The sequence below is a fragment of the Salinicoccus albus DSM 19776 genome, from assembly GCF_000385175.1.
GTDB lineage: Bacteria > Bacillota > Bacilli > Staphylococcales > Salinicoccaceae > Salinicoccus > Salinicoccus albus.
Genome location: NZ_ARQJ01000028.1, coordinates 35,882 through 57,061 on the forward strand (window position 1 = coordinate 35,882; position 21,180 = coordinate 57,061).

A 21,180-nucleotide genomic window follows, 5' to 3' on the forward strand; every position below is an offset into this window, starting at 1 on the left:
GTTCATAAAGGATAAAGGAGAATAAGGACATGAAGATATTCGTAATATTGGGTGCAATCAACGCATTCATCTCCGTCGCGCTCGGCGCCTTCGGCGCCCACGGTCTGGAAGGCAGGATCAGCGAACATTATATGGGTGTCTGGGAAAAGGCGGTGTCTTATCAGATGTATCATGCACTCGGGCTGCTGGCAACAGGCATTCTGATACAGGTGACAAATGCGCCGCTGCTGGGTACTGCAGGATGGCTGATGCTTCTTGGCATCATATTCTTCAGCGGTTCGCTGTATATCCTTGCAGTCAGCGGCATTTCAATTCTTGGTGCCATCACACCCATCGGCGGTGTGCTGTTCCTCGCCGGATGGGTTCTTTTAATCGTAGGAATCATAAGAGTATAGTACTGAGATATAACCTCGTTCATTTTGAGCGAGGATTTTTATATTCTCCTGATAAAAATAAAGGACCTCTGTAAACACTGTCATAACAGCGATTACAAAGGTTCTTTATTTTTTGGGACAGCTTTTCGAATAATAATTATTAAAAAAGGTTTACAAATTTCACATATAGGTATATAGTTATATACAACACTATATAACTAGGTGAGAGAGGTGAGGATTTGAGTGTGCAATTAAATGATAAGAAACCCATCTTCGAACAGATCAAAGACTGGCTCAGCGACCAGATTCTCAGTGAAAATCTGAAGCCGGATGATCGGATTCCCTCCACAAATGAAATTGTGGAGTTCTACAAGGTCAACCATTTGACCGTAGCTAAAGGGGTTAACCAGCTCGCGGATCAGGGCGTAATTTATAAAAAAAGAGGTGTCGGCATGTTTGTAGCACCGGATGCCAGGGAGAAACTGATGGAAACAAGGAAACAGAATTTTGTAGAGGACTATCTGAAACCGATGATAGTGGAAGCGGAAAAACTGGGGCTCGCTCAAACAGAAATCGAAGCACTCATCGATAAAGAAAAGAAAGGAAGTGATCGGAGTGGTTAGAACATTGCAGCTCGAAAATCTTTCATTGAGTATTAAAAAGGACATTGTACTGGAAAATATCACGATGGATATGGAGCCGGGAAAAATCTACGGCCTGATCGGCAGGAATGGGGCGGGTAAGACTTCCATTCTCTCCCTCATCGCATCGTTCAGGAAACCGACTGCCGGTGGTGTGTTGATCGATGGAAGAAATCCTTTTGAAGACGAGGCGCTGATGCCGAAAGTGGATTTTCTGTATGAAGTGGATTATTCAGCTGAGATGGAAACGGCACAGGACATGTTTGATGACGCACAAAGGTATAAACCTGCGTTTGAAATGGAATATGCACATGAATTGATGGATGGCTTTGGCGTAGTAAAAGACAAAGCGATTAATGAACTGTCCAAAGGGCAGCAGGCGGCAGTCAGTGCAACGATCGGCCTGGCGACAAACTCACCAATTACCATGTTTGACGAAATAACCAACGGTATGGATGCACCAGCAAGGAAATACTTCTATAAACAGTTGCTGGCAGCAAATGAAAGGCATCCAAGGATATTCATCCTTTCTACACACCTCGTATCTGAAATGGATTATTTGTTTGATGAAGTGATTATTATTCATAAGGGTGCGGTAAAATTGCAGGAGCCGATGGATCAGCTGCTTGAACGCGGCTTCAGCGTTACAGGCACTGAAGAGAATGTTGCGCAGTTTACGAAGGGGATGAAAATGCTTGGTACAGAGCGGCTTGGACCGACACGCTCCGATATGGTGCTCGGACGTCTGAACGAGTCGCAGCTGATGGAGCTTGAAACACTTGATCTGAAAATATCGCCAGTAAAACTGCAGGATCTGTTTATCAGGCTGACAGATGAAGACAGGGAGGGCGTTAAATAATGAATCGGCTGGGAATGGCAGTAAGGGATTATACGGCAAATATTACACAATGGGGGCTGTGGTACCTCCCAATCTTTGCGCTGGTCTACATGATTTTGAATATATTTATCAGCGAACCGGAATTTAATAGAATGTCATTTATGGCCATGGCGCTGCCTGCGAACCGGATCTTCATGATGATAGTGGGCATTCTTGCCAGCTATGTATTCCTTGAATGGTCGGTTAATCTGGGATTGACGAGAAAAATTTTCTTCAAGGGCATGTTCGCAGCAGGCGCAGCAGTCATAATCATACTGTCTGTATTATCGTTCGTCATTTCATTCGTACTCGGATTGATGCCCTGGTTTGGCAGCTCCCTTTCCGCCAGCTGGGAGGGTCTCGGGACAGCGCCATATGTCACCGGGCACCTGTTGACGACATATCTCTATTTCATCAGCGGTCTGCTCATCAGCGCAGGGTTCCACCGCGCATTCCTGCCTGGGATGGGCATGATTCTGTTAAGTATCATTATGATAGGTACCGGTGATTTTATATGGGGGCTCAACGATTCAGGCGGGGTGGTCATCTTCCTCGGTTTCGAAGGGCTTACAGATATCAATATCGGCATCCTCGTCATGATCACACTGATACTGATCGGTATTGGGATGATGATTTTCCGCGCGTTGATCAGGCAGGCACCAATCAATGTGAAATAATATAAAACAGCCTTCCGTTATTACTGACGGAAGGCTGTTTTATGGGCTGCAGACTGTGCTTTGTCTCTCTATTTTTTCTTACCGCGGTTTCTTATTTTCCTTATTAAAAACGGCAGCGCCATATAAATGATTCTGCGGATTAGACGTCCCATAGCAGTTCCTCCCAACATGGTTTTATTTGCTTTTATCCAAATGCAGGAGGCATTAAACCACTCTGCTTATTTGAAGAAAGCCGGAAGTTCTTCCGGAGGCAGGATGACTCCGACAAAGAAATCGCCGAATTCACTGTAGCGGGCGGAAACTTCATCAAATCTCATCTCGTAGATTAATTTCTTGAATTGCAGCATATCATCTGAGAACAGTGTAACACCCCATTCGTATTCGTCCAATCCCACAGAGCCTGTGATGAATTGTTTGACTATGCCTGCATAGCCGCGGCCGATCATACCATGGGAGCGCATCAGTTCACGCCGTGTATCCATATCAAGCATATACCAGTTGTCATCTCCCTGACGGCGTTTGTCCATTGGGTAGAAGCAGATGTAACGGGATTTCGGTACTTGAGGATACAGACGTTTTCTCACGTACTCGTTCTGGTAGGGATCTTCATCGGAATCTTTGGCAAGGTAATTGCTGAGTTCGATGATTGAAACATAGGAATATGAGGGGATCAGGAAGTCCGAGATACCAAGCTTGTTGAATTCAAGTTCCAAAGTATTAAGTTCGTCAATAGTCGGCCGGAGCATCCAGAGGATGAGGTCCGCTTTCTGACCGGTCACATTATAAAATGAATAGCTTCCTTCCTGCTTCTGATGGACCTCTTCCTGACGTTCAAGGAAGCTCTGCAGTTCTGCGACCAGCGCATTTATCTCTGTCTCTTCAAGCAGTCGAAGAGAAGTCCAGTCTACGCTGTAGAGCAGGTGAAGGCTGTACCAGCCATCCAAAGTTTTTGCTGCTTCATTCATGTCTAAATCTCTCCTTCAATTATATTCATACTTAATTTTACTCCATAAGAAAACGTTTTAAAAGTATATAGGGGTGAAATAATGTGACAGAAAGAGTATAATGTCGGGTATGGAACGGTTAACCAAGGAGGATATTATGAGTAACTTTTTATCAGATCTCAAATCTAACCTGGAAGGTAAAAATGTAAAAATCGTTTTCCCTGAAGGTACAGACCCTAGAATATTGACTGCAGCTGTAGAGCTGGAGGAAACAACTTACGTCCATCCGATTGTACTCGGGGATGAAGAGGAAATTTACATGACAGCAAAAGAAGAAGGTTTGGATATCAGCCATCTAGAGCTGATTGATCCAAAGACTTGTAAAGATAAAGATGAGCTGGCCGAAGCGTTTGTTGAACGCCGCAAGGGCAAGGTCACACACGATCAGGCGGCAGACATCCTGCTGGATGAGAACTACTTCGGGACAATGCTCGTCTATACGGGCCGTGCCAGCGGTCTGGTTTCCGGGGCGGTCCATTCTACGCCCGACACGGTAAGGCCTGCGCTTCAAATCATCAAGACTAAACCGGGAGTAACACGTACGAGCGGTGTATTTTTCATGCTCCGTGGCGACGAGCTGTACATCATGGGGGACTGTGCCATCAACCCTGAAATGGATGCAGATGAGCTCGCTGAAGTTGCGGTCGAAACTGCTAAAACTGCAAGGAGCTTCCATGTTGAGCCTAAGGTGGCACTGCTCAGCTTTTCGACAAGAGGATCCGCCAAAACTGAAGAGACTGAAAAAGTGAGACTGGCGGCACAATATGCCCAGGAAAACCTGCCGGAGACACCTATCGATGGTGAATTACAATTCGATGCAGCGTTTGTGCCGAGTGTCGCAGATAAGAAAGCGCCGGGCTCCGCTCTGGGCGGGCAGGCCAATGTGTTTATATTCCCTTCACTTGAAGCAGGCAATATTGGATATAAAATTGCCCAGCGACTGGGCGGATTTGAAGCATACGGGCCGATATTGCAAGGGTTGAATCAGCCGGTGAATGATTTGTCACGCGGATGTAACAAAGATGAAGTGTTCAATCTCGCATTGTTCACTGCGACGCAGGCACTGTCTCGGGACGATGGCTAATATATTCAGTCAGAAATGGCAGTACATCCCGAAAGAGACGGTCCCTCATCCATATCAGTCATTTGCGATGGATGATCTGCTGCAGGAAATGGTGAGCGTGGATGATACGCCTAAAATTCGTGCCTGGATCCATGATCCATATATCATTTTGGGACTGCATGATGCCCGGCTCCCTCATCTTGAAAATGGACTGAAATTTCTGGATGACTCAGGTTATGATTATATTGTCAGAAACAGCGGCGGTCTGGGTGTCGTCCTGGATGACGGTGTACTTAACATTTCACTGGTATTGCCAAAATCAGCCGTGCCCCAGATCGATGACGGGTACGAAATGATGCTGAATATGGTACGCACGGCTTTTCCGGATGTGCCGGTTGCAGCATATGAGATTGAACACAGCTATTGCCCAGGCAATTATGATCTGAGCATTGGCGGCAGAAAATTCGCGGGCATATCCCAGAGACGAATCCGTCAAGGCGTTGCTGTACAGATTTATCTCTGTGTTACAGGGAGCGGGAGCATGCGTGCAGAAATCATGAAGGGTTTCTATGAATACTCAAGAGCAGAAGATATCACACGCTTTAAATATCCGGATATCCATCCCGGGTGCATGGCATCGCTCAACGAGCTGTATGATGCGAGTCTGAGCGTTGAAGATGCCCTTTTGAAGATGCTTGGCGTCATCTCTCAGACGGGCGGTTCATTGGATGACCAGCCGGTGTTTGAAAGGCCGGCAGAAGCGCGGTATCAAAAGTTTCTGAGCCGGATGAAAAAGCGTAATGAAAAAATCAGAGGCGATAAAGATGAGGAAATCTTCCCTGATCTTTAACAAAAACCGGCTGCCCAGCCGGTTTTTGTTGTTCTTCCTCCGGTAAGTTTATAAAGTATGTCCGTGTGGAATATGTATCAAAAAGGGGGCTGATAGATTATGGCAGAGCGAAAAGACAGGCATACGACAAGGGAAGATGAAGACAAACTTGCCAGACGCAAAGATGAAGATGGGCAAGATGATGAGGCAGGGGAAGAAATTCCGACGGACGACCCGCCAAGCGACGAACAGAAGAAAGATTTCAAGCGTGCAGAGGATATCCGCAGACAAAAAAGCGATCGCGAAAGATGAAGCGGGGCCCCTGTAATGCTGAGCTGTATCACCGGTTGCTTTATTTAAGTGACCGGTATTATTATGATAAAATATACATATAAGGAGGGCAGTGGGATGGCGATGAGTGAATATGGCAACAAACAGCTTGTGGAAGAAAAAGTCTTCAAAGACCCCGTGCACCGGTATGTCCATGTGCGGGACCAGGTGATCTGGGATTTGATCAAAACGAAGGAGTTCCAGCGCCTCAGAAGGATTAAACAGCTCGGCACGCTCTATTTGTCGTTCCATTCTGCAGAACATTCCAGGTTCAACCATTCGCTCGGCGTATATGAAATCGTGCGCCGCATGATTGTTAATTTCCAGGAATTTGATGAATGGAATGATGATGACCGGCTGCTGGCGCTGGCGGCGGCCCTGCTTCATGATCTTGGTCACGGGCCGTTTTCCCACTGCTTTGAATCAATTTTCGGGACAGATCATGAAGCATTTACAGGCAGGATCATTTTGGGAGATACTGATGTGAATGCAGCGCTCAGGAAGGTCAGTGCAGATTTTCCGCTTGAGGTGGCGCGAGTGATAGACAGGACCCATGCGAACAAGCTTGTCGTCAGCATGATCTCGAGTCAGATTGATGCCGACCGTATGGATTATCTGCAGCGGGATTCCTATTATACGGGCGTCAGCTACGGCAACTTTGATATGGAACGCATTCTCAGAGTGATGCGCCCGGACACGGATGAAGTCATCATTAAGGAAAGCGGGATGCATGCCGTGGAAGACTATCTGATGAGCCGTTACCAGATGTACTGGCAAATCTATTTCCATCCGGTTTCAAGGGGCGGCGAAGTCATTTTAAACCTGGTATTAAGACGGGCGAAGTATCTGTATGAGAATGGATATGTATTCAAACAGGCACCGAAGTATTTTATCCCGTTCTTTGATGGTACAGTGACAGTAGAAGATTACCTGAGACTGGATGAAATGGTCGTGAATTTTTATCTACAGGAATGGATTCATGAAGATGATGAGATATTATCAGATCTGTCACACCGCTTTGTGAACCGGGATCTGTTCAAATATCTGCCGTTCGACGGCTCGATCATTACCATTACAGAACTTGAGGAACTCTTCAGAAAAGGCGGACTGGATCCTGAATATTACTTCTTCAGCGATTCGTATTCCGACCTGCCGTATGATTATGACAGACCGGGTTCTAAAAGCAGCCGGAGACCCATCCATCTTAAGAAAAACAACGGCGAGCTTAAGGAGATCAGTACTCAATCGGCAATTATACACAGCATCACGGGTGTGCACAGGATGGATTCAAAGCTCTACTATCCGAAAGAGAAAATATTGCAGATCGAAGATATGGAAGTGAAAGGGCAGATTATCAATCTGCTTAATGAATTGGCATAGGAGCATGATAATATGGCAAATGAACCAGAAAAGAAAAAGCCTGGATTCCAGTTTAATATCATAAAAGATGATCCGCTTGACGGTCACAGAGGACAGAATATCGGCTCGATCAGCCTGGAGAATGTGGCCTCGGTATTTATCGATATTGACACAAAGGAAACGTTTATAGATATGGCCGGGCTGCACGCAAAGGCCGAGGTCGAAAAGAAAGTGAAATGGGTAACGGATAAATCTGAGGTTGAAGGTGAAGATGCCAGGCAGTTCTGGCTGGTATGGGTCACCGTGGAACGTTCTGAGCAGGGTCCGTTTTACACCGGTGTGACTGCTTGCTACGAGATGGTTAATAAGAAGAAAAAGCGTGGTTACAAACTGATGCCTGAGCACGTTAATATGATGGACCGTTCGATGAAAGGGGAAATCGATCTGAATGAGATGGATGACGCATGCCGAAGTTCACTCAAGGATTTCCTCAAGGAATACCGCCCTGAGATGTGGGATAACGCATCAGAACTGCAAAAAGAAATGGCAGACGATTAAATGTGACGGTATTATGTCAAGTGCATAAAAACATTGCAGATTTCATCCTTGAAATATAAAATAAATATAGTTTTACAGAGTATGACTAGGACACTTGCGGGCAGGGTAAATTCCTGTCCGCTTTTTTGATGATGGAATCCTCTGATTCCAATGTTCCCGCCGCATTGGATTATGTTATAATTTAGCTTACTTGCAGGTGATGATATGAAGGGACAGGTTTCACAATTTAAAATACGCCAGAGTGTAGATATGAATAATGAGATAAAAACATTTGAACAAAATGCAGATGTTGAAATCATCGATAAAAAAGACCGGTATTTCCGTTATACAGAACGCCTGGATGAGTATGAAATCGATGTCGTTCTCCGTGCGGGCAATGATTTTGTCAAAATCCAGCGGCGGGGGATCATCGATATGAATTTTCATTTTGAAGCGGGGAGGACAACGGATACTTTTTATGAGTCTCCAGCCGGCAGACATTTTTTCAGAATCCATACGGATGCTCTGGCGGTTGACGATGCACGCATAGATATACGATACCAGTTGATTGAAGGCGAAGATGTCATCGGTCATTATCATTATAAACTGGAGAAAGAAGGGTAACTGATGGACTTAAGACAACATTTAAAGGAATCCATAGAAACGGCAGTTAAAACGTCAGACCTTGTAGAAGAAGCGCCCCCGGTCAAAGTGGAAGTGCCGAAGGACAGATCAAATGGAGATTTTTCCACCAATATCGCCATGGTATTGACGAAGCAGGCAAAAAAGAATCCGAGAGAAATCGCTGAAATTATCACGGACCATCTGGATCAGGCAGAAGCCAGAGTCAAGTCAGTGGAGATTGCCGGGCCCGGTTTTATCAATTTCAGGATGGAGGCATCCACACTTACGGATGTTATTCCACAAGTGCTTGAACAAAAAGAGCGGTTCGGGAGCACAATTCGTGAAGACAGTAAGAAAGTATTGATCGAATATGTGAGTGCCAATCCGACAGGGGACTTGCATATCGGCCATGCCCGTAATGCATCTGTCGGCGATACGCTGGCGAATGTCATGTCTTTTGCAGGGTATGATGTGAAACGTGAATATTATATCAATGATGCCGGTAACCAGATCCGCAATCTTGCCTTATCCATAGAAGCGAGATACCTGGAGGCACTGGGACAGAGGCTGAATATGCCTGAAGGTGGATATCATGGCAAGGATATTAAAGTCATCGGTGAGAAACTGGCGCAGGAGTCACCGGAAATTGCAGATAAGCCCCATGAGGCGCGCATCGTTTTATTCCGCAGTTTGGGTGTGGACTATGAGATGGAAAAACTCCGCAAAGACCTCTCGGACTTTAACGTTCACTTCGACAGCTGGTTCAGTGAAACATCGCTGTATGAGGACGGCGAAATAGAAGCGGCACTGGGTAAGATGACTGAAGGCGGCTATACGTATGAAGCGGATGAAGCGCTTTGGCTGAAAACGACGGCATTCGGTGATGACAAAGACCGGGTGCTTAGGAAAAGTGACGGGGACTACACTTATCTGATGCCTGATATCGCTTATCATTATGACAAAGCGGCGCGTGGTTTTGATAAGCTGATCAACATGTTCGGTGCCGATCACCATGGGTATATCCAGCGTCTCAAAGGTGCGCTCGGAGCGCTGGGCGAGAAACCGGACCTTTTGGAAATTCAGATCATGCAGATGGTCCGTCTGATTGAAAACGGACAGGAAGTGAAGATGAGCAAGCGTACGGGCAAAGCGATTACACTGCGTGATATCATTGATATGATTGGCGTGGATGCGAGCCGGTATTTCCTTGCGATGCGCAGCGCGGATACTCACTTTGATTTCGATCTTGAACTGGCGAAGTCAGAGTCCAGTGACAATCCAGTCTACTATGCTCAATACGCGCATGCCCGTATATGTTCAATCCTGCGTCAGGCAGAGGAGAAGGGCTGGGAAATTGACGAATCGGCCAGACTTGATGTCATCGTCAATGCACAGGCGCTTGAACTCTTGAAAAAGCTGTCTGTATTCCAAAATGTTGTTAAAGGGACGGCGGACAGCCGTGCCACACACCGCATCCCCAATTATATCCAGGAGCTGGCCGGACTGTTCCATAAATTCTATAATGCAGATAAGGTACTGACAGATGATGAAGCAAAAACAAAAGCTTATTTGCTGTTGGTCGAAGCAGTCAGACAAACACTTGAAAATGCTTTGCGCCTTATCGGAGTTACCGCTCCAAACAGGATGTAGACATCAGCCCCCAGCCGTTTTGGCCGGGGGTTTATTAAACAATGAAAGTGGGGTGGAAAGCATGAAGCAGAGCATAAAATCCGTAATGATATTTTTGGCAGCGGTCATGTTGACAGCATGCGGAAATGATGAGACTGGCGGAGACAGCAGAGTGGTGTCGCTGATGCCGAGCAACACTGAAATACTGGCTGAAATGGGTATGGGCGATGATCTGGCTGCCGTAACGACAGAAGCCGATTACCCGCAGGCGGTTGTTGATGATGAGGATCTGATGCGGCTGAATGCGTTTGAACTGGATGAAGAGCAGCTGACTGCACTTGATCCGACGCATATACTCAGCCATGCATCATTGGGGGGAGTGAACGAAGATATTATAAACAGGGTGGCTGAGACGACTGGCGCCGAAATACTTGTTGTTGAAGATGCCCAAAATATCGAAGGAATATATGAGAGCATCCGACAGATCGGTGAATTTATGGGTGAAACGCAAGCTGCCGAATCGGTAATCAGTCGTATGGCTGAAGAAATAGGGGCATTGAAATCGCAGTATGCGGGCCGGGAGGAAGACGCTGAAGCGTTCATACATATTTCAGATCAGCCAGAGATCTATACTTCAGGCGAGGATACGTTTATCCATCATGCATTGGAAGTGATCGATGTGGAAAACGCGTTCGATGACCTGGAAGGCTTCCCGAGTGTCAGTGCTGAAGATGTGGTCGAACGGGACCCTGATCTGATCATATCTGTCATGGGCCTGGATGACAGGGCGCTCGAGACCTCCATCCGTGAAACGCCGGGATTTGAAGGGCTTAAAATCAGCCAGCCGGCGAATCAATGCAACATCAATCCTGATCTGCTGAGCCGGCCGGGGCCGAGAATAGTTGAAGGACTGGCTGACGCCGGCCAGTGTGTCTATGAATAAACAGATTTCCATTCTGGTTGTCCTGATCATCATCACCGGTGCCGCAAGTCTGTTTATCGGCTCGGCAAATGTTTACGTTTCTGAACCGGTACAAATGTACAATATAATTTTCGGTATCAGACTGCCCCGGGTGCTTTTTGCCATTATTGTCGGTGCGTCACTGGCTGCCAGCGGCGTCGTCTACCAGATCATACTCAGGAATCCGATGGCTGACAGCTTTACACTGGGGATGGCCAACGGTGCAGTGCTTGGCAGCGCAACAGCTGTCATCCTGTCTCTGCCTGTTCCCGTCCAGCCGTTGCTGAGTATCATTACCGGTCTGATCGGGCTTGCCATCGTCATCATGGCTGCAAAACGCATGGATGCCGCATACAGCCCGGTAACATTGATCATTACCGGGGTGCTGCTCGGTGCCATGATGAGCGGTATGCTGTACATCATCATACTGTTGAATCCGGATGAAACACGTTCAATTGCCGGCTATATGTTTGGCTCTTTGGCAGGAACATCATATGAAACAGTTTCTGTTACAGCAGTACTTACAGCCATTTCTGCCGTCATCGTCTATAAATACGGCAGGCAGCTGGATCTGCTCAATCTGGGGGATATCAGGGCATTCAGCCTCGGGGTGAAGGTCGGCAGGCTCAGGCTGCTCCTGTTGATCACCGCCTCCATCCCACCCCTTGTTGCCATCAGTTTTACGGGGTTGATTGCACTTGTCGGCATCATCGTTCCGCAGATGATCCTATACTTTAAACCGCTCCTGTTCAGACCGCTGCTGATATATTCATTGCTGTACGGCGCGCTCTATGTTCTGATTATCGACACGATCGGCAGAACGATTGCCGCCCCGCTCCAGATCCCGACCGGTGTAATGGTCATGATTTCTGCAGTCCCCATTTTTATATTTTTGATGCAGAAAAATATGTTGAACCGCCGTGATTAAAGTGAATGGCGGGAAAAATCGATAATGTCATGATAGACTGGGTAAAAGCCTGATAGAATCAATCGATTATTATTTATAAGGGGATGAAATGATGACTGGAAACAAAGTGGAAATCAACGACATTTACCAGATCAGATCAGTTGCTTCACCGAAAATTGTGCCAAAAAGCAATACTGTAACATATCTGGTGACTGAACTGGATGAAGAGAAGAATAATTACAGCACGAATCTTTATAAAAACGAAGCGGGCAGTTCCACCCGTCTTACATACAAACATGAACGCATTTCTAACGTTGTGCATTCACCCGATGGCGGGGTCACCCTCTTCATTGGAACGTCCGAAGATGACAAACAACAGGTTTTTCTCCTTAATACGGATGGCGGAGAACGCGAGCAGCTGACCGAAGAGGCGGATGGTGTGAACAGCGCTTTTTTCTCAGAAGACGGGGAGACGGTGTTCTATCATGTATCGAGTGAACCAGAAGGTGACGGAAAAGAGAATAATGAAGGTGAAAAGGATAAAAAACCGGAACCGGTGATTATTGACCGCATGAAATATAAAGCGGACAGCACGGGGGTGCATAAGGAGAAATATCAGTCTGTCAAAACGATTGGCCTCATCACAAGAGAATCGAGGACATTGCTGGCCGGTGACGAGAATTATGAGCTGGTTGAAACCTTCGGTGATACCCTCGTATATACGTCAGACAGGAGTGAGCATCCTGACTTCAATTTCAACCAGCGGCTGTTTATCAAAAGCGGCAAGGAAGCGGCGAAGGAAATCGATTTTGGGGAAGGTACAGTGATGGACGCGGAAGTATCGCCTGACGGTACGAAACTTCTTCTGACAACGATGGGCCGTGAGTTCAGGAATGCAACGCATGCCGTTATCTCTGTTTATGATATCGGCGATTCCGATCTTAGGGATCTGACCGGACACCTGGACAAACCAGTCGGTGATTTTGCTGCGACAGACGCCCAGCAATCCGTAGAGACAACCCCGGCTAAATGGATATCAAATGAAGATTTCGTATTTGTACTGTCTGATAGCGGCAGTGTGAATCTGCATAAGGGGAATACCAATGGAAAGATATCGCCTCTGTATGAAGGCCGGCAGCATGTCACTGGAATGGATGCGACAGAAAGCTGTGTGGCATTCACCCTGTCTGCGCCGACTTCGCCCGGCGAGCTCTATAAATATGAGTTCGAGTCAGAAAATATCGAGGTGCTGACCAGCCATAATGCAGAATACGTTAACCGCACAGAGCTTATAGAACCGGAAGCGATCCAGTACAGAAGCGAAGATGGTACGAAAATTGATGGCTGGTTTATGAAACCGTATGGTTTTACGGACAATGAAAAATACCCGATGATCACTAACATCCATGGCGGTCCGCATGCATTCTATGCGAATACGTTCTTCCATGAAATGCAGGTGCTGGCAGCCAGAGGCTGCGCCGTCCTGTATGTCAATCCAAGAGGATCGCACAGCTACTCACAGGCCTTTGTGGATGCTGTCAGAGGCGATTACGGCAATGGGGACTATAAGGACATCATGGCCGGCGTCGATTATATTACAGATAAATATCCATGGATTGACCAGGAGAATCTGGGGGTCACCGGGGGGTCATACGGCGGCTTCATGACGAACTGGATCGTCGGTCATACAGATCGTTTCAAGGCGGCAGTGACACAAAGAAGCATCAGCAACTGGATCAGTTTCCGCGGTGTATCCGACATCGGCTATTATTTTACCGACTGGCAGATACAGGCGGACCTTGATGACGTCGAAAAATTATGGCATCATTCACCGCTCAAATATGTGGATGAAATGAATACCCCATTGCTTATCATTCACAGTGAGAGAGATTTCAGATGTCCGATGGAGCAGGCAGAACAGCTGTATATCGCGCTGAAATATCAGCAGAAAGATACCCGCTTCATCCGCTATCCGGAAGCCAGCCATAACCTGTCCAGGACAGGCAGACCCAATCTCCGGGTGGAGCGTCTGCACCATATTACCGATTGGTTCGCCCGGTATTTGGACTGATCAGAAGTGGATATGGGTGATGCCCCACATTCCCAGTATGTTTACTGAGTTCCACAGTCTAAATAATGCAAATGTAATGACGTGAATACCAGAAATATACAGGATCAGCGGCCAGAAAAGGTCAAGCGGGCGGTCGCGGATGGCCAAGTAGAACAGGTACCCTGGATAGAGGTTCAACAGAGTGAATATAATGACTAGTGTGATGCCGAATAGTACAAATATCGGCATCCCCGTCACATCGAACCAAAAATTGATCACGATGACAATGAAAAATAGGATAAAAGTGACGAGAAATACGGCTGTGGTGAAAATTGCATAATATGACAGGATGACGGGCACCGATACGGATAATTGACTGTACCAGCGGATCATGATGTAGAGAAAAAGCAGGTTGAACATGATATACATGACGAGGATGGGGACTCTGAGCAGCAGTGATTCAATGATCAGGTGCATCGGATGGGCACCTTCTGCGAACAGGTCAATGCCAAGCAGGTGGCCGAAAGCGCCGCCGATGATTGTATAAATGAACAATAATGATATTGTGATAAACGGCGGTATTTCAAATTCAGTATCTAATTTTCGGTGGATATCTTTTAAAAATTCCATAATTCGTTTCATATTGTCTCTCCCGTAGCTCCCGTAAGTGCTTATTGTCATATTACCATATGTCTTCAACAATTTATATTTTCCCTGTTTACGATATAATGGCAGCACATACTATATGAAAGGAATGTTTATTATCACTGAAAAATTTGAAAATCGTGTCGCAAAACTGGCGGAGTCAACAGAACTGGATGCACTGATCATTACAGATCCAACTAACGTATTCTACTTCACAGGATGTTTCATAGAACCGCATGAACGGCTGCTTGCCCTGGTGATAGACGTCAAAACGCGGGATACTGTGCTGATGTTTCCGGCATTGGACCAGGAAATCGTCAACGAACAGGCAACAGTGAATAATCATCTGCCTCACAATGATGGCGAGGACCCGTTCCTGATGATGTTCGAGCAGCTGGGCCGGGTAAAATCGCTCGGTATAGAAGGCGGTCACATGATTTATGACCGTTATCAACGGCTGCTTGAAAACTTTACCGGTGAGCAGATTCGTTCGATCGATAAAGAGATCAATGCGCTTCGCGGGCAGAAAGACGAGGAAGATAAAGCACATCTGCAGGAGGCTGTGGATATTACAGAGAAAGCGTTGAAAGATCTTGCTGAAAACCCTGTGTCGGGAAAAACTGAAAAAGAACTCGCAGACTTCCTGCTTCAAAGAGTGAAAGACTATGGCGCCACAGACGTATCATTTGGACCGCTCGTGCTGGCGGGGGAAAATTCCGCACTCCCGCATGGTGAATCGGGCGACACAGTCGTAAGGCCCGGGGACTTTCTCCTCATCGATTTCGGTGTGATTACAAAGGCCCGCTATGTATCGGATATGACCCGGACATTCATTATCGGGGAGCCGGATGATGAACAGACGGCCATATATAATGCAGTGTTGAAAGCAAATGAAGCCGGCATCAACAAAGCTGTGACTGGCAATCAGATGAACACGCTGGACGACGCAGCCAGAGATGAAATCGCAAATGATGGTTATGCAGAATACTTCACACACAGAATCGGCCACGGTCTCGGTATCGGTCTGCATGAACAGCCCTCCCTCGATCGGCAGAATACCGATAAACTTGAGAAAGGACATGTCATCACAATCGAACCGGGCGTATATAAAGCGGGATTCGGCGGGGTCAGAATCGAAGATATGCTTTATATCGATGATGACACGCACGTATTTACGAAATTCCCAAAAGATATCGAGAGCATTACGATAGAGGGGTAGCCCCTTCAGTTTTTATACTTCCGCCCGTACGCTTCGCTGTCTTGACTGGAACACAAGGATGACGATGCCCATGAGCAGCATGATCAGTCCAGCCCAGGACCACCCGTCAAGCACTTCGCCGACGAGGAAGACACCGAGCAGGGCGGCAGTTAAGGGCTCTGCTAACGCCAGAGTGACTGCTGTAGATGATTTCACATGCTTTAGTCCGCTTGAGAACAGAAAATAGGCGATACCGGTAGCAATCAATCCGATGTACAAGGCGACGGAGATGCCGCTCGGTTCCCGCAGCCAGCTTGTATCATAAATGAACAGGAAGGGCAGCAGCATGATTGCACTCGTTGTAAAGACGAGGGCAACGATTGCGATCGGATGGTGATTCCGGACCAGTTTTGAATTTAAGATGGTATAACCGGCGAATGATACGCCTGCGCCGAGTCCGGAAAGAATGCCCAGCGGATCAACGGTAACGGTATTTGTATTGAACATGAGGGTGATGCACCCGGTGACGGCAAGGGCTGTGGATGCCCACCATGCTCCGGAAGGACGTGATTTTAGTATGGACCATTCAATCAGTCCCGAAAACACCGGTGCACTGCCAATGCAGACCACTGTGCCTACTGCTACGCCGGTCAGACTCACGGCAGTAAAGAAAAACGGCTGGAATAATGCCATAAATAACGCTGCCAGTACCACCGCTTTAACCGGCCATCCTTTTAAAGTGAGTTTTCCCATAAGTGCAGCAGTTATCGATAAAACAATTCCGCCGATTAGAAGACGCATTGCCCCCATGGCAATGCTTTCGACGTTGCCAGGGGCATAAGTATTTGCTGTACCCACTGTGCCCCAGAGTATTGCGCCCATCAATATTAATAGTGGTGCCAGACCATTTTTCATATCCAAACACCTCCAGTTTGAAAATTTAAAACATATTTATAGATAATATACGATATAATGAAGTATAATTTCCAATAGAAGAGTTAACTGTTCTATTATTTATTGGAAAATGAAAGGATAATTTTATGATCGACTTCTTATTAGGGCTGGAGGCATGGCAGCAGGCATTGATTGCCACTATCTTTACATGGTGTACGACAGGACTCGGGGCTGCAGTCGTTTTTCTGACTCGTGGAGTGAACCTGAAATTCTTGCACAGTATGCTCGGATTTGCCGGCGGTGTCATGATAGCAGCAAGTTTTTGGTCTTTATTGCAGCCGGCGATCGAAGCGAGCAGCGGACATTTTATCGGTGAGTGGTTTCCGGCGGCAATCGGCTTCCTATTAGGCGGCCTTTTCATATACGGATTTGATAAAGTGATTCCGCACAGACATCCACATTTATCGGATTCAAAAACCGAAGGTTTAATGGTTGAAGGAAAAAGAACAAGTACATTGCTCTTCTATTCCATGACATTGCACAATATCCCTGAGGGCCTTGCCATCGGTATCGCATTCGGCGGGGCAGCGGCTGGCGGTGACCCCGGAGGCATCGCAGCCGGTGCGTTTACATTGGCTTTGGGTATTGGTATCCAAAATATCCCGGAAGGTATTGCAGTCTCCATGCCCCTTCGCGGAGACGGCATGTCCAAGTTTAAAAGTTTTATTTACGGCTGGATGTCGGCACTGGGTGAACCGATTGCTGCTGTCATTGGTGTGATTGCCATTTCGTTTATGACACCCATTCTGCCTTATGCGCTGGCACTATCTGCCGGGGCCATGATATTCGTCGTCGTAGAGGAAGTGATTCCAAGTACGCACAGGAATGGACATTCTGATATTGCGGTGCTCAGCCTGATGGCAGGATTCACAATGATGATGATTCTGGATGTTGCCTTAGGATAATATTGTTAAAATGTTTAACCCCCCTCTCCCGGTTGGGTATATGACACTATAATCAACGAGGAGGGAACGTATTCAATGAGAGTACTAGTGATTGGTGCAAATGGTCAGATAGGTAATCAGGCAGTGGATAAGCTAAAAGAACAAGGACATGACCCGGTAGCAATGATACGCAAAGAAGATCAGCAGGGCCAGTTCAAGGATAATGGTATTGAAACGATACTTGCTGATTTGGAAAAAGATTTCTCACATGCATTTGAAAATGTCGATGCCGTCGTCTTCTCTGCAGGATCCGGCGGCAGCACCGGCCCGGAAAAGACAATAGTCATCGACCAGGAAGGTGCGATTGAAGCGGTTGACCATGCCAAAGAAGCAGGCATAAAACATTTCACGATTGTCAGTTCAATGGGCACTGACAATCCTAAAGATGCAGATTCGAAAATCAAGCACTATATGCATGCCAAACGACGTGCAGATGAATATTTGAAAGCATCCGGCCTGGATTACACTATCATCCGTCCGGGCATGCTGCAGAACGAAGCCGGCACAGGCAAAGTCAGTCTGACAGAAGACAAGCCCGAGTTTGGCAATGTGCCCCGTGAAGATGTGGCCTCGGTGCTGGCCCATGTGATTGATACAAATCAGCCGCAGAACAAGGTGTACAATCTAATCGAAGGTAACACGCCGATAGAAGATACACTCAAATAAGTGAGAAGAAATGGCTTTCCGATTTCGGAAAGCCATTTTTTATGCAGGATCAGGGTTCTTTTCTTCTTCAATATCCTCGCTGTAGTATTGCGTGATGAAGGCTTCTTTTTCCTTGTCTGTAATCTTTTGAATTCCCACACCTGTTGCCGCAAGTATTAATGCAATGACCGGTACTGTAAAGTTCAGTATGGCATACGGTGCGTATTCCCATGGCGCAACGCTGAGTACACCATAAATATACACGCCGCAGGTGTTCCATGGAATGAATACAGAAGTCAGTGTCCCCCCGTCTTTGAGGGAACGGGACAGGTTTTTGGAGTGCAGGTTCTTCTCGATGTAAGTCCTCAAAAACATCCTTGAAGGGACGACGATTGAAATGTATTGTTCAGAACATGTGGCATTCGTTGTAAATGCGGCTAGAATTGTCGAAGTGACAATGCCGAAAGTGCCTTTGGCGACTTTGATGACCTGCGCCATGATGGCCTTCAGCATACCGCTGTATTCCAGAATGCCGGCAAAAGTCATCGCAACAATCGTCATGGATACCGTGTACATCATGCCTTCAAGCCCGCCGTTGTTAAATAGCTCATTGATCATTTCATTGTTGGATTCAATCACATAACCGCTCTGCATGGTACTCACAGCAGAAGCCAGATCGCCGCCCTGTACGAACAGATGGCACAGGAATCCGAGGACAATACCGACAATCAGTGCAGGGACTGCCTGCATTTTAAGCAGTACAATACACAGAATCATCGCCAGCGGTACCAGCAGCAGCCACGGAGAAATGACAAAGTGCTCATTCAACGCATTCATCATTGTTGCAATTTCCTGCGGATTGGAAGCGTCCGCTCCGCCAAACTGACGGCCCAGGAAGAAAAAGACAATGAGTGCGATGATGATGCCCGGAATTGTTGTATAGAACATATGCTTGATATGTACAAATAACTCCGTATTCGTCAGCCCTGACGCCAGGTTAGTCGTATCAGACAGCGGACTCATTTTGTCTCCAAAGTAGGAGCCCGAAATCACCGCGCCGGCAATCATCGCCGGCGGCATGCCCATGCTGATGCCGATCCCCATGCCGGCAACCCCCACCGTCGCCATCGTCGACCACGAACTGCCGATGGATAAAGAGACGATTGCGCAGAGAATAATGATTGTCACCAGGAATAACGAAGGACTGATCAAATCCAGTCCGTAGTAGATCATCGTCGCTACAATACCGCCGCCAATCCATGAACCAATAATAAGACCGACAAGCATAATGATGACCACAGCAGGTAAAGCCAGTCGTATCCCTCTAAACATCATGTTTTCAACATCTTTCCACTTGTAACCGTTAAGCAGGGAGACAACCGCTGCGACAGCGGTTCCAAAAATAAGCGGGATATGCGGATCCTGTTCCAGCACAATAATCGTAACCGCCATCGCAATGATCATCAGTACTAAAGGCAGTAAAGCAACAAAGACATTAAACTCACGTTTTACAGTTTCGTTTGAATCATTCATATTCATATCACCCTGGGGTGAGTATACATTTAAAATCGGAAAAGTGAAATAATTTTAAGGTGTAAGTTTATTTTTATACGTTCATAAACGTATCGAGGTTCAATTCAGCCATGGTATTCCTGATCAGCTGTTTTCTTATATAATAGCTTTGTCCATGGGCTTTTGGTATGATTTCTTCACCATTATGCATATATTTTCCATCCCACGTTTCTTTTTCTCTGACTGCCATGATGGTGGATTCTGCCCCTTCGTCGGGAGAAACAAAGAATGGTGAGAGTGCGCCGTAGATGATGTTGCCGATTTTTTGGTTTCTGGCTGTTTTACCCAGGTTGGTGGAAACGGCCCCCGGGTGTACTGCTGTGACGTAAAGTCCATCTTTACTGAATTGTTCGTGCAATTCCTGCATGAAGTAGAGCGTGGCGAGTTTGGATCTGCCATACAGGTGCATGGGATTGCCTTTGCCTGTGAAGTAATCCTTTTTGAGCGTGGTGAATGCATATGCGTTGGAGCCTACGATGACGATCTGTTTTTCTCTGCTGTTCATCACCAGTTTTATGAGATGGTGGGTTAACAGGTAATGGCCGATATAGTTCGTTCCCATCATCATTTCAAAGTCATCTTCAGTCTGTTGTCTGGTAAGGGAGACAACACCGGCGTTATTGATCAGACAATCGATCTTATCGTGATTCAGCTGAACGTAATCTGCTGCTGTTTCAACACTGACCAGACTGGAGAGGTCACATTCCACAATATCCACGATAAGGTGATTATGCCGTCTGATAAGATCTGCTTTGAATGCTTCCGCCTTTTGTGTATTTCTCGCCAGCAGGATAATCACATCAAAATATTCTGCGAGCCGTTCGGTAGCTGCTCTGCCAATTCCGGAAGTAGGGCCTGTGATTGCCAGCGTTTTATCAGTCATCTGAGTTTTCTCCAATCTTTATCTGCTCGTATTTTTCAAACCATTCTGGGAAGACTTTCTTGAATGGTACCGCCTTGAACGTTCCGTCTACTTTTTTGACGATGACGTGCGTCGTCGTGCCGTATGTGCATACTTCACCCTCACCATTGATGATTTCATAGCCGTAATCCGTACGCATGCCAGTGTTTTTTACAACCCATGTTCTGACGAATGCACGGTCGCCATATTTAAGAGCCTTTTTGTAGGTGACGTCGATGTTGTAAACCGGTGCATAATACCCTTCGCGTTCCATCGCAACGTAGTCGTATCCCACATCTTCGATTAACTGCATCCGCCCGACTTCCAGCCATTTGATGTAATTGCCGTGATAGATCACACCCATCATATCCGTGTCCGCATACATGACTTGGACTTCTTTTTCTGCAACGTATCCTTTCTCCATATGTTCCCCTCTCATTCATGTAAAGTCTTGCGTCA

23 protein-coding genes are annotated in these 21,180 nt (G+C 46.7%); 17 read left to right on the forward strand and 6 right to left on the reverse strand.

All coding sequences use genetic code 11. From position 1 onward, the window contains the following. Positions 1 to 29: 29 nt before the first annotated feature. The 4 genes from G343_RS0107880 (at position 30) to G343_RS0107895 (ending at position 2,569) form a co-directional block, all read left to right on the forward strand. Positions 30 to 395 carry a DUF423 domain-containing protein gene (locus G343_RS0107880; RefSeq protein ID WP_020007588.1) on the forward strand — a complete coding sequence of 122 codons (366 nt, stop codon included), beginning with the start codon at positions 30 to 32 and terminating at the stop codon, positions 393 to 395. 218 nt (positions 396 to 613) lie between these two features. After that, complete coding sequence (locus G343_RS0107885; RefSeq protein WP_020007589.1) at positions 614 to 997, forward strand: GntR family transcriptional regulator; 384 nt, start codon at positions 614 to 616, stop codon at positions 995 to 997. Then, entirely contained in the window at positions 990 to 1,874 is an 885-nt protein-coding gene (locus tag G343_RS0107890; protein WP_020007590.1) for an ATP-binding cassette domain-containing protein, read from the forward strand. The genes G343_RS0107885 and G343_RS0107890 overlap by 8 nt, the downstream gene beginning before the upstream one ends. Continuing rightward, positions 1,874 to 2,569 (forward strand): hypothetical protein, encoded by a 696-nt coding sequence (locus G343_RS0107895; protein WP_020007591.1) that lies wholly within the window; start codon positions 1,874 to 1,876, stop codon positions 2,567 to 2,569. The genes G343_RS0107890 and G343_RS0107895 overlap by 1 nt, the downstream gene beginning before the upstream one ends. 218 nt (positions 2,570 to 2,787) lie before the next feature. Here the strand turns inward: G343_RS0107895 and hemQ are convergent, their stop codons facing one another. Continuing rightward, a complete protein-coding gene (gene hemQ, locus G343_RS0107905; protein ID WP_020007592.1) occupies positions 2,788 to 3,534 on the reverse strand; it encodes a hydrogen peroxide-dependent heme synthase in 747 nt (248 codons plus the stop codon). Between the two features lie 136 nt (positions 3,535 to 3,670). Here hemQ and pta point away from each other — a divergent pair, with 136 nt between their 5' ends. The 10 genes from pta (at position 3,671) to G343_RS0107955 (ending at position 13,883) form a co-directional block, all read left to right on the forward strand. After that, on the forward strand, positions 3,671 to 4,657 hold the full coding sequence (pta, locus tag G343_RS0107910) for a phosphate acetyltransferase (protein ID WP_020007593.1): 987 nt from the start codon (positions 3,671 to 3,673) through the stop codon (positions 4,655 to 4,657). Continuing rightward, positions 4,650 to 5,486: a lipoate--protein ligase family protein gene (locus G343_RS0107915; RefSeq protein WP_020007594.1), complete on the forward strand. Its 837-nt coding sequence runs from the start codon at positions 4,650 to 4,652 to the stop codon at positions 5,484 to 5,486. The genes pta and G343_RS0107915 overlap by 8 nt, the downstream gene beginning before the upstream one ends. Before the next feature lie 99 nt (positions 5,487 to 5,585). After that, complete coding sequence (locus G343_RS0107920; RefSeq protein WP_020007595.1) at positions 5,586 to 5,777, forward strand: hypothetical protein; 192 nt, start codon at positions 5,586 to 5,588, stop codon at positions 5,775 to 5,777. Between the two features lie 96 nt (positions 5,778 to 5,873). Continuing rightward, complete coding sequence (locus tag G343_RS0107925; protein ID WP_020007596.1) at positions 5,874 to 7,175, forward strand: HD domain-containing protein; 1,302 nt, start codon at positions 5,874 to 5,876, stop codon at positions 7,173 to 7,175. Positions 7,176 to 7,187: 12 nt separating this feature from the next. Next, on the forward strand, positions 7,188 to 7,712 hold the full coding sequence (locus G343_RS0107930) for a YwhD family protein (protein WP_020007597.1): 525 nt from the start codon (positions 7,188 to 7,190) through the stop codon (positions 7,710 to 7,712). Positions 7,713 to 7,916: 204 nt separating this feature from the next. Continuing rightward, complete coding sequence (locus G343_RS0107935; protein ID WP_020007598.1) at positions 7,917 to 8,315, forward strand: DUF1934 family protein; 399 nt, start codon at positions 7,917 to 7,919, stop codon at positions 8,313 to 8,315. Positions 8,316 to 8,318: 3 nt separating this feature from the next. Then, complete coding sequence (gene argS, locus G343_RS0107940) at positions 8,319 to 9,965, forward strand: arginine--tRNA ligase (RefSeq protein ID WP_020007599.1); 1,647 nt, start codon at positions 8,319 to 8,321, stop codon at positions 9,963 to 9,965. Between the two features lie 61 nt (positions 9,966 to 10,026). Beyond that, positions 10,027 to 10,887, forward strand: a complete 861-nt coding sequence (locus tag G343_RS0107945; protein ID WP_020007600.1) for an ABC transporter substrate-binding protein — start codon at positions 10,027 to 10,029, stop codon at positions 10,885 to 10,887. Beyond that, complete coding sequence (locus G343_RS0107950) at positions 10,847 to 11,833, forward strand: FecCD family ABC transporter permease (RefSeq protein WP_245541949.1); 987 nt, start codon at positions 10,847 to 10,849, stop codon at positions 11,831 to 11,833. Before G343_RS0107945 ends, G343_RS0107950 begins: the two co-directional genes overlap by 41 nt. Positions 11,834 to 11,924: 91 nt before the next feature. Next, positions 11,925 to 13,883, forward strand: a complete 1,959-nt coding sequence (locus G343_RS0107955) for a S9 family peptidase (protein ID WP_020007602.1) — start codon at positions 11,925 to 11,927, stop codon at positions 13,881 to 13,883. Here G343_RS0107955 and G343_RS0107960 read toward each other — a convergent pair whose 3' ends face one another. Next, positions 13,884 to 14,504, reverse strand: a complete 621-nt coding sequence (locus G343_RS0107960) for a hypothetical protein (RefSeq protein WP_020007603.1) — start codon at positions 14,502 to 14,504, stop codon at positions 13,884 to 13,886. It abuts the gene before it with no gap. A gap of 103 nt (positions 14,505 to 14,607) precedes the next feature. Between G343_RS0107960 and G343_RS0107965 the strand changes: the two genes are divergently transcribed. Next, entirely contained in the window at positions 14,608 to 15,726 is a 1,119-nt protein-coding gene (locus G343_RS0107965) for a M24 family metallopeptidase (RefSeq protein WP_020007604.1), read from the forward strand. Positions 15,727 to 15,738: 12 nt separating this feature from the next. On the opposite strand, the gene G343_RS0107970 is transcribed toward G343_RS0107965, so the two are convergent. Next, positions 15,739 to 16,620, reverse strand: a complete 882-nt coding sequence (locus G343_RS0107970) for an EamA family transporter (protein ID WP_020007605.1) — start codon at positions 16,618 to 16,620, stop codon at positions 15,739 to 15,741. A 125-nt stretch (positions 16,621 to 16,745) separates the two neighbouring features. Between G343_RS0107970 and G343_RS0107975 the strand changes: the two genes are divergently transcribed. Then, the gene (locus G343_RS0107975) at positions 16,746 to 17,564 is read left to right on the forward strand and encodes a ZIP family metal transporter (RefSeq protein WP_020007606.1); all 819 of its coding nucleotides are present in this window, start codon (positions 16,746 to 16,748) and stop codon (positions 17,562 to 17,564) included. Positions 17,565 to 17,639: 75 nt separating this feature from the next. Then, a complete protein-coding gene (locus G343_RS0107980; RefSeq protein WP_020007607.1) occupies positions 17,640 to 18,269 on the forward strand; it encodes an SDR family oxidoreductase in 630 nt (209 codons plus the stop codon). A gap of 39 nt (positions 18,270 to 18,308) precedes the next feature. On the opposite strand, the gene nhaC is transcribed toward G343_RS0107980, so the two are convergent. The 3 genes from nhaC to G343_RS0107995 form a co-directional block, all read right to left on the reverse strand. Then, entirely contained in the window at positions 18,309 to 19,781 is a 1,473-nt protein-coding gene (nhaC, locus tag G343_RS0107985) for a Na+/H+ antiporter NhaC (RefSeq protein ID WP_020007608.1), read from the reverse strand. 73 nt (positions 19,782 to 19,854) lie between these two features. Further along, positions 19,855 to 20,703 carry an SDR family NAD(P)-dependent oxidoreductase gene (locus tag G343_RS0107990; protein ID WP_020007609.1) on the reverse strand — a complete coding sequence of 283 codons (849 nt, stop codon included), beginning with the start codon at positions 20,701 to 20,703 and terminating at the stop codon, positions 19,855 to 19,857. Continuing rightward, on the reverse strand, positions 20,696 to 21,145 hold the full coding sequence (locus G343_RS0107995; protein ID WP_020007610.1) for an acyl-CoA thioesterase: 450 nt from the start codon (positions 21,143 to 21,145) through the stop codon (positions 20,696 to 20,698). The genes G343_RS0107990 and G343_RS0107995 overlap by 8 nt, the downstream gene beginning before the upstream one ends. Between the last annotated feature and the right edge of the window lie 35 nt (positions 21,146 to 21,180).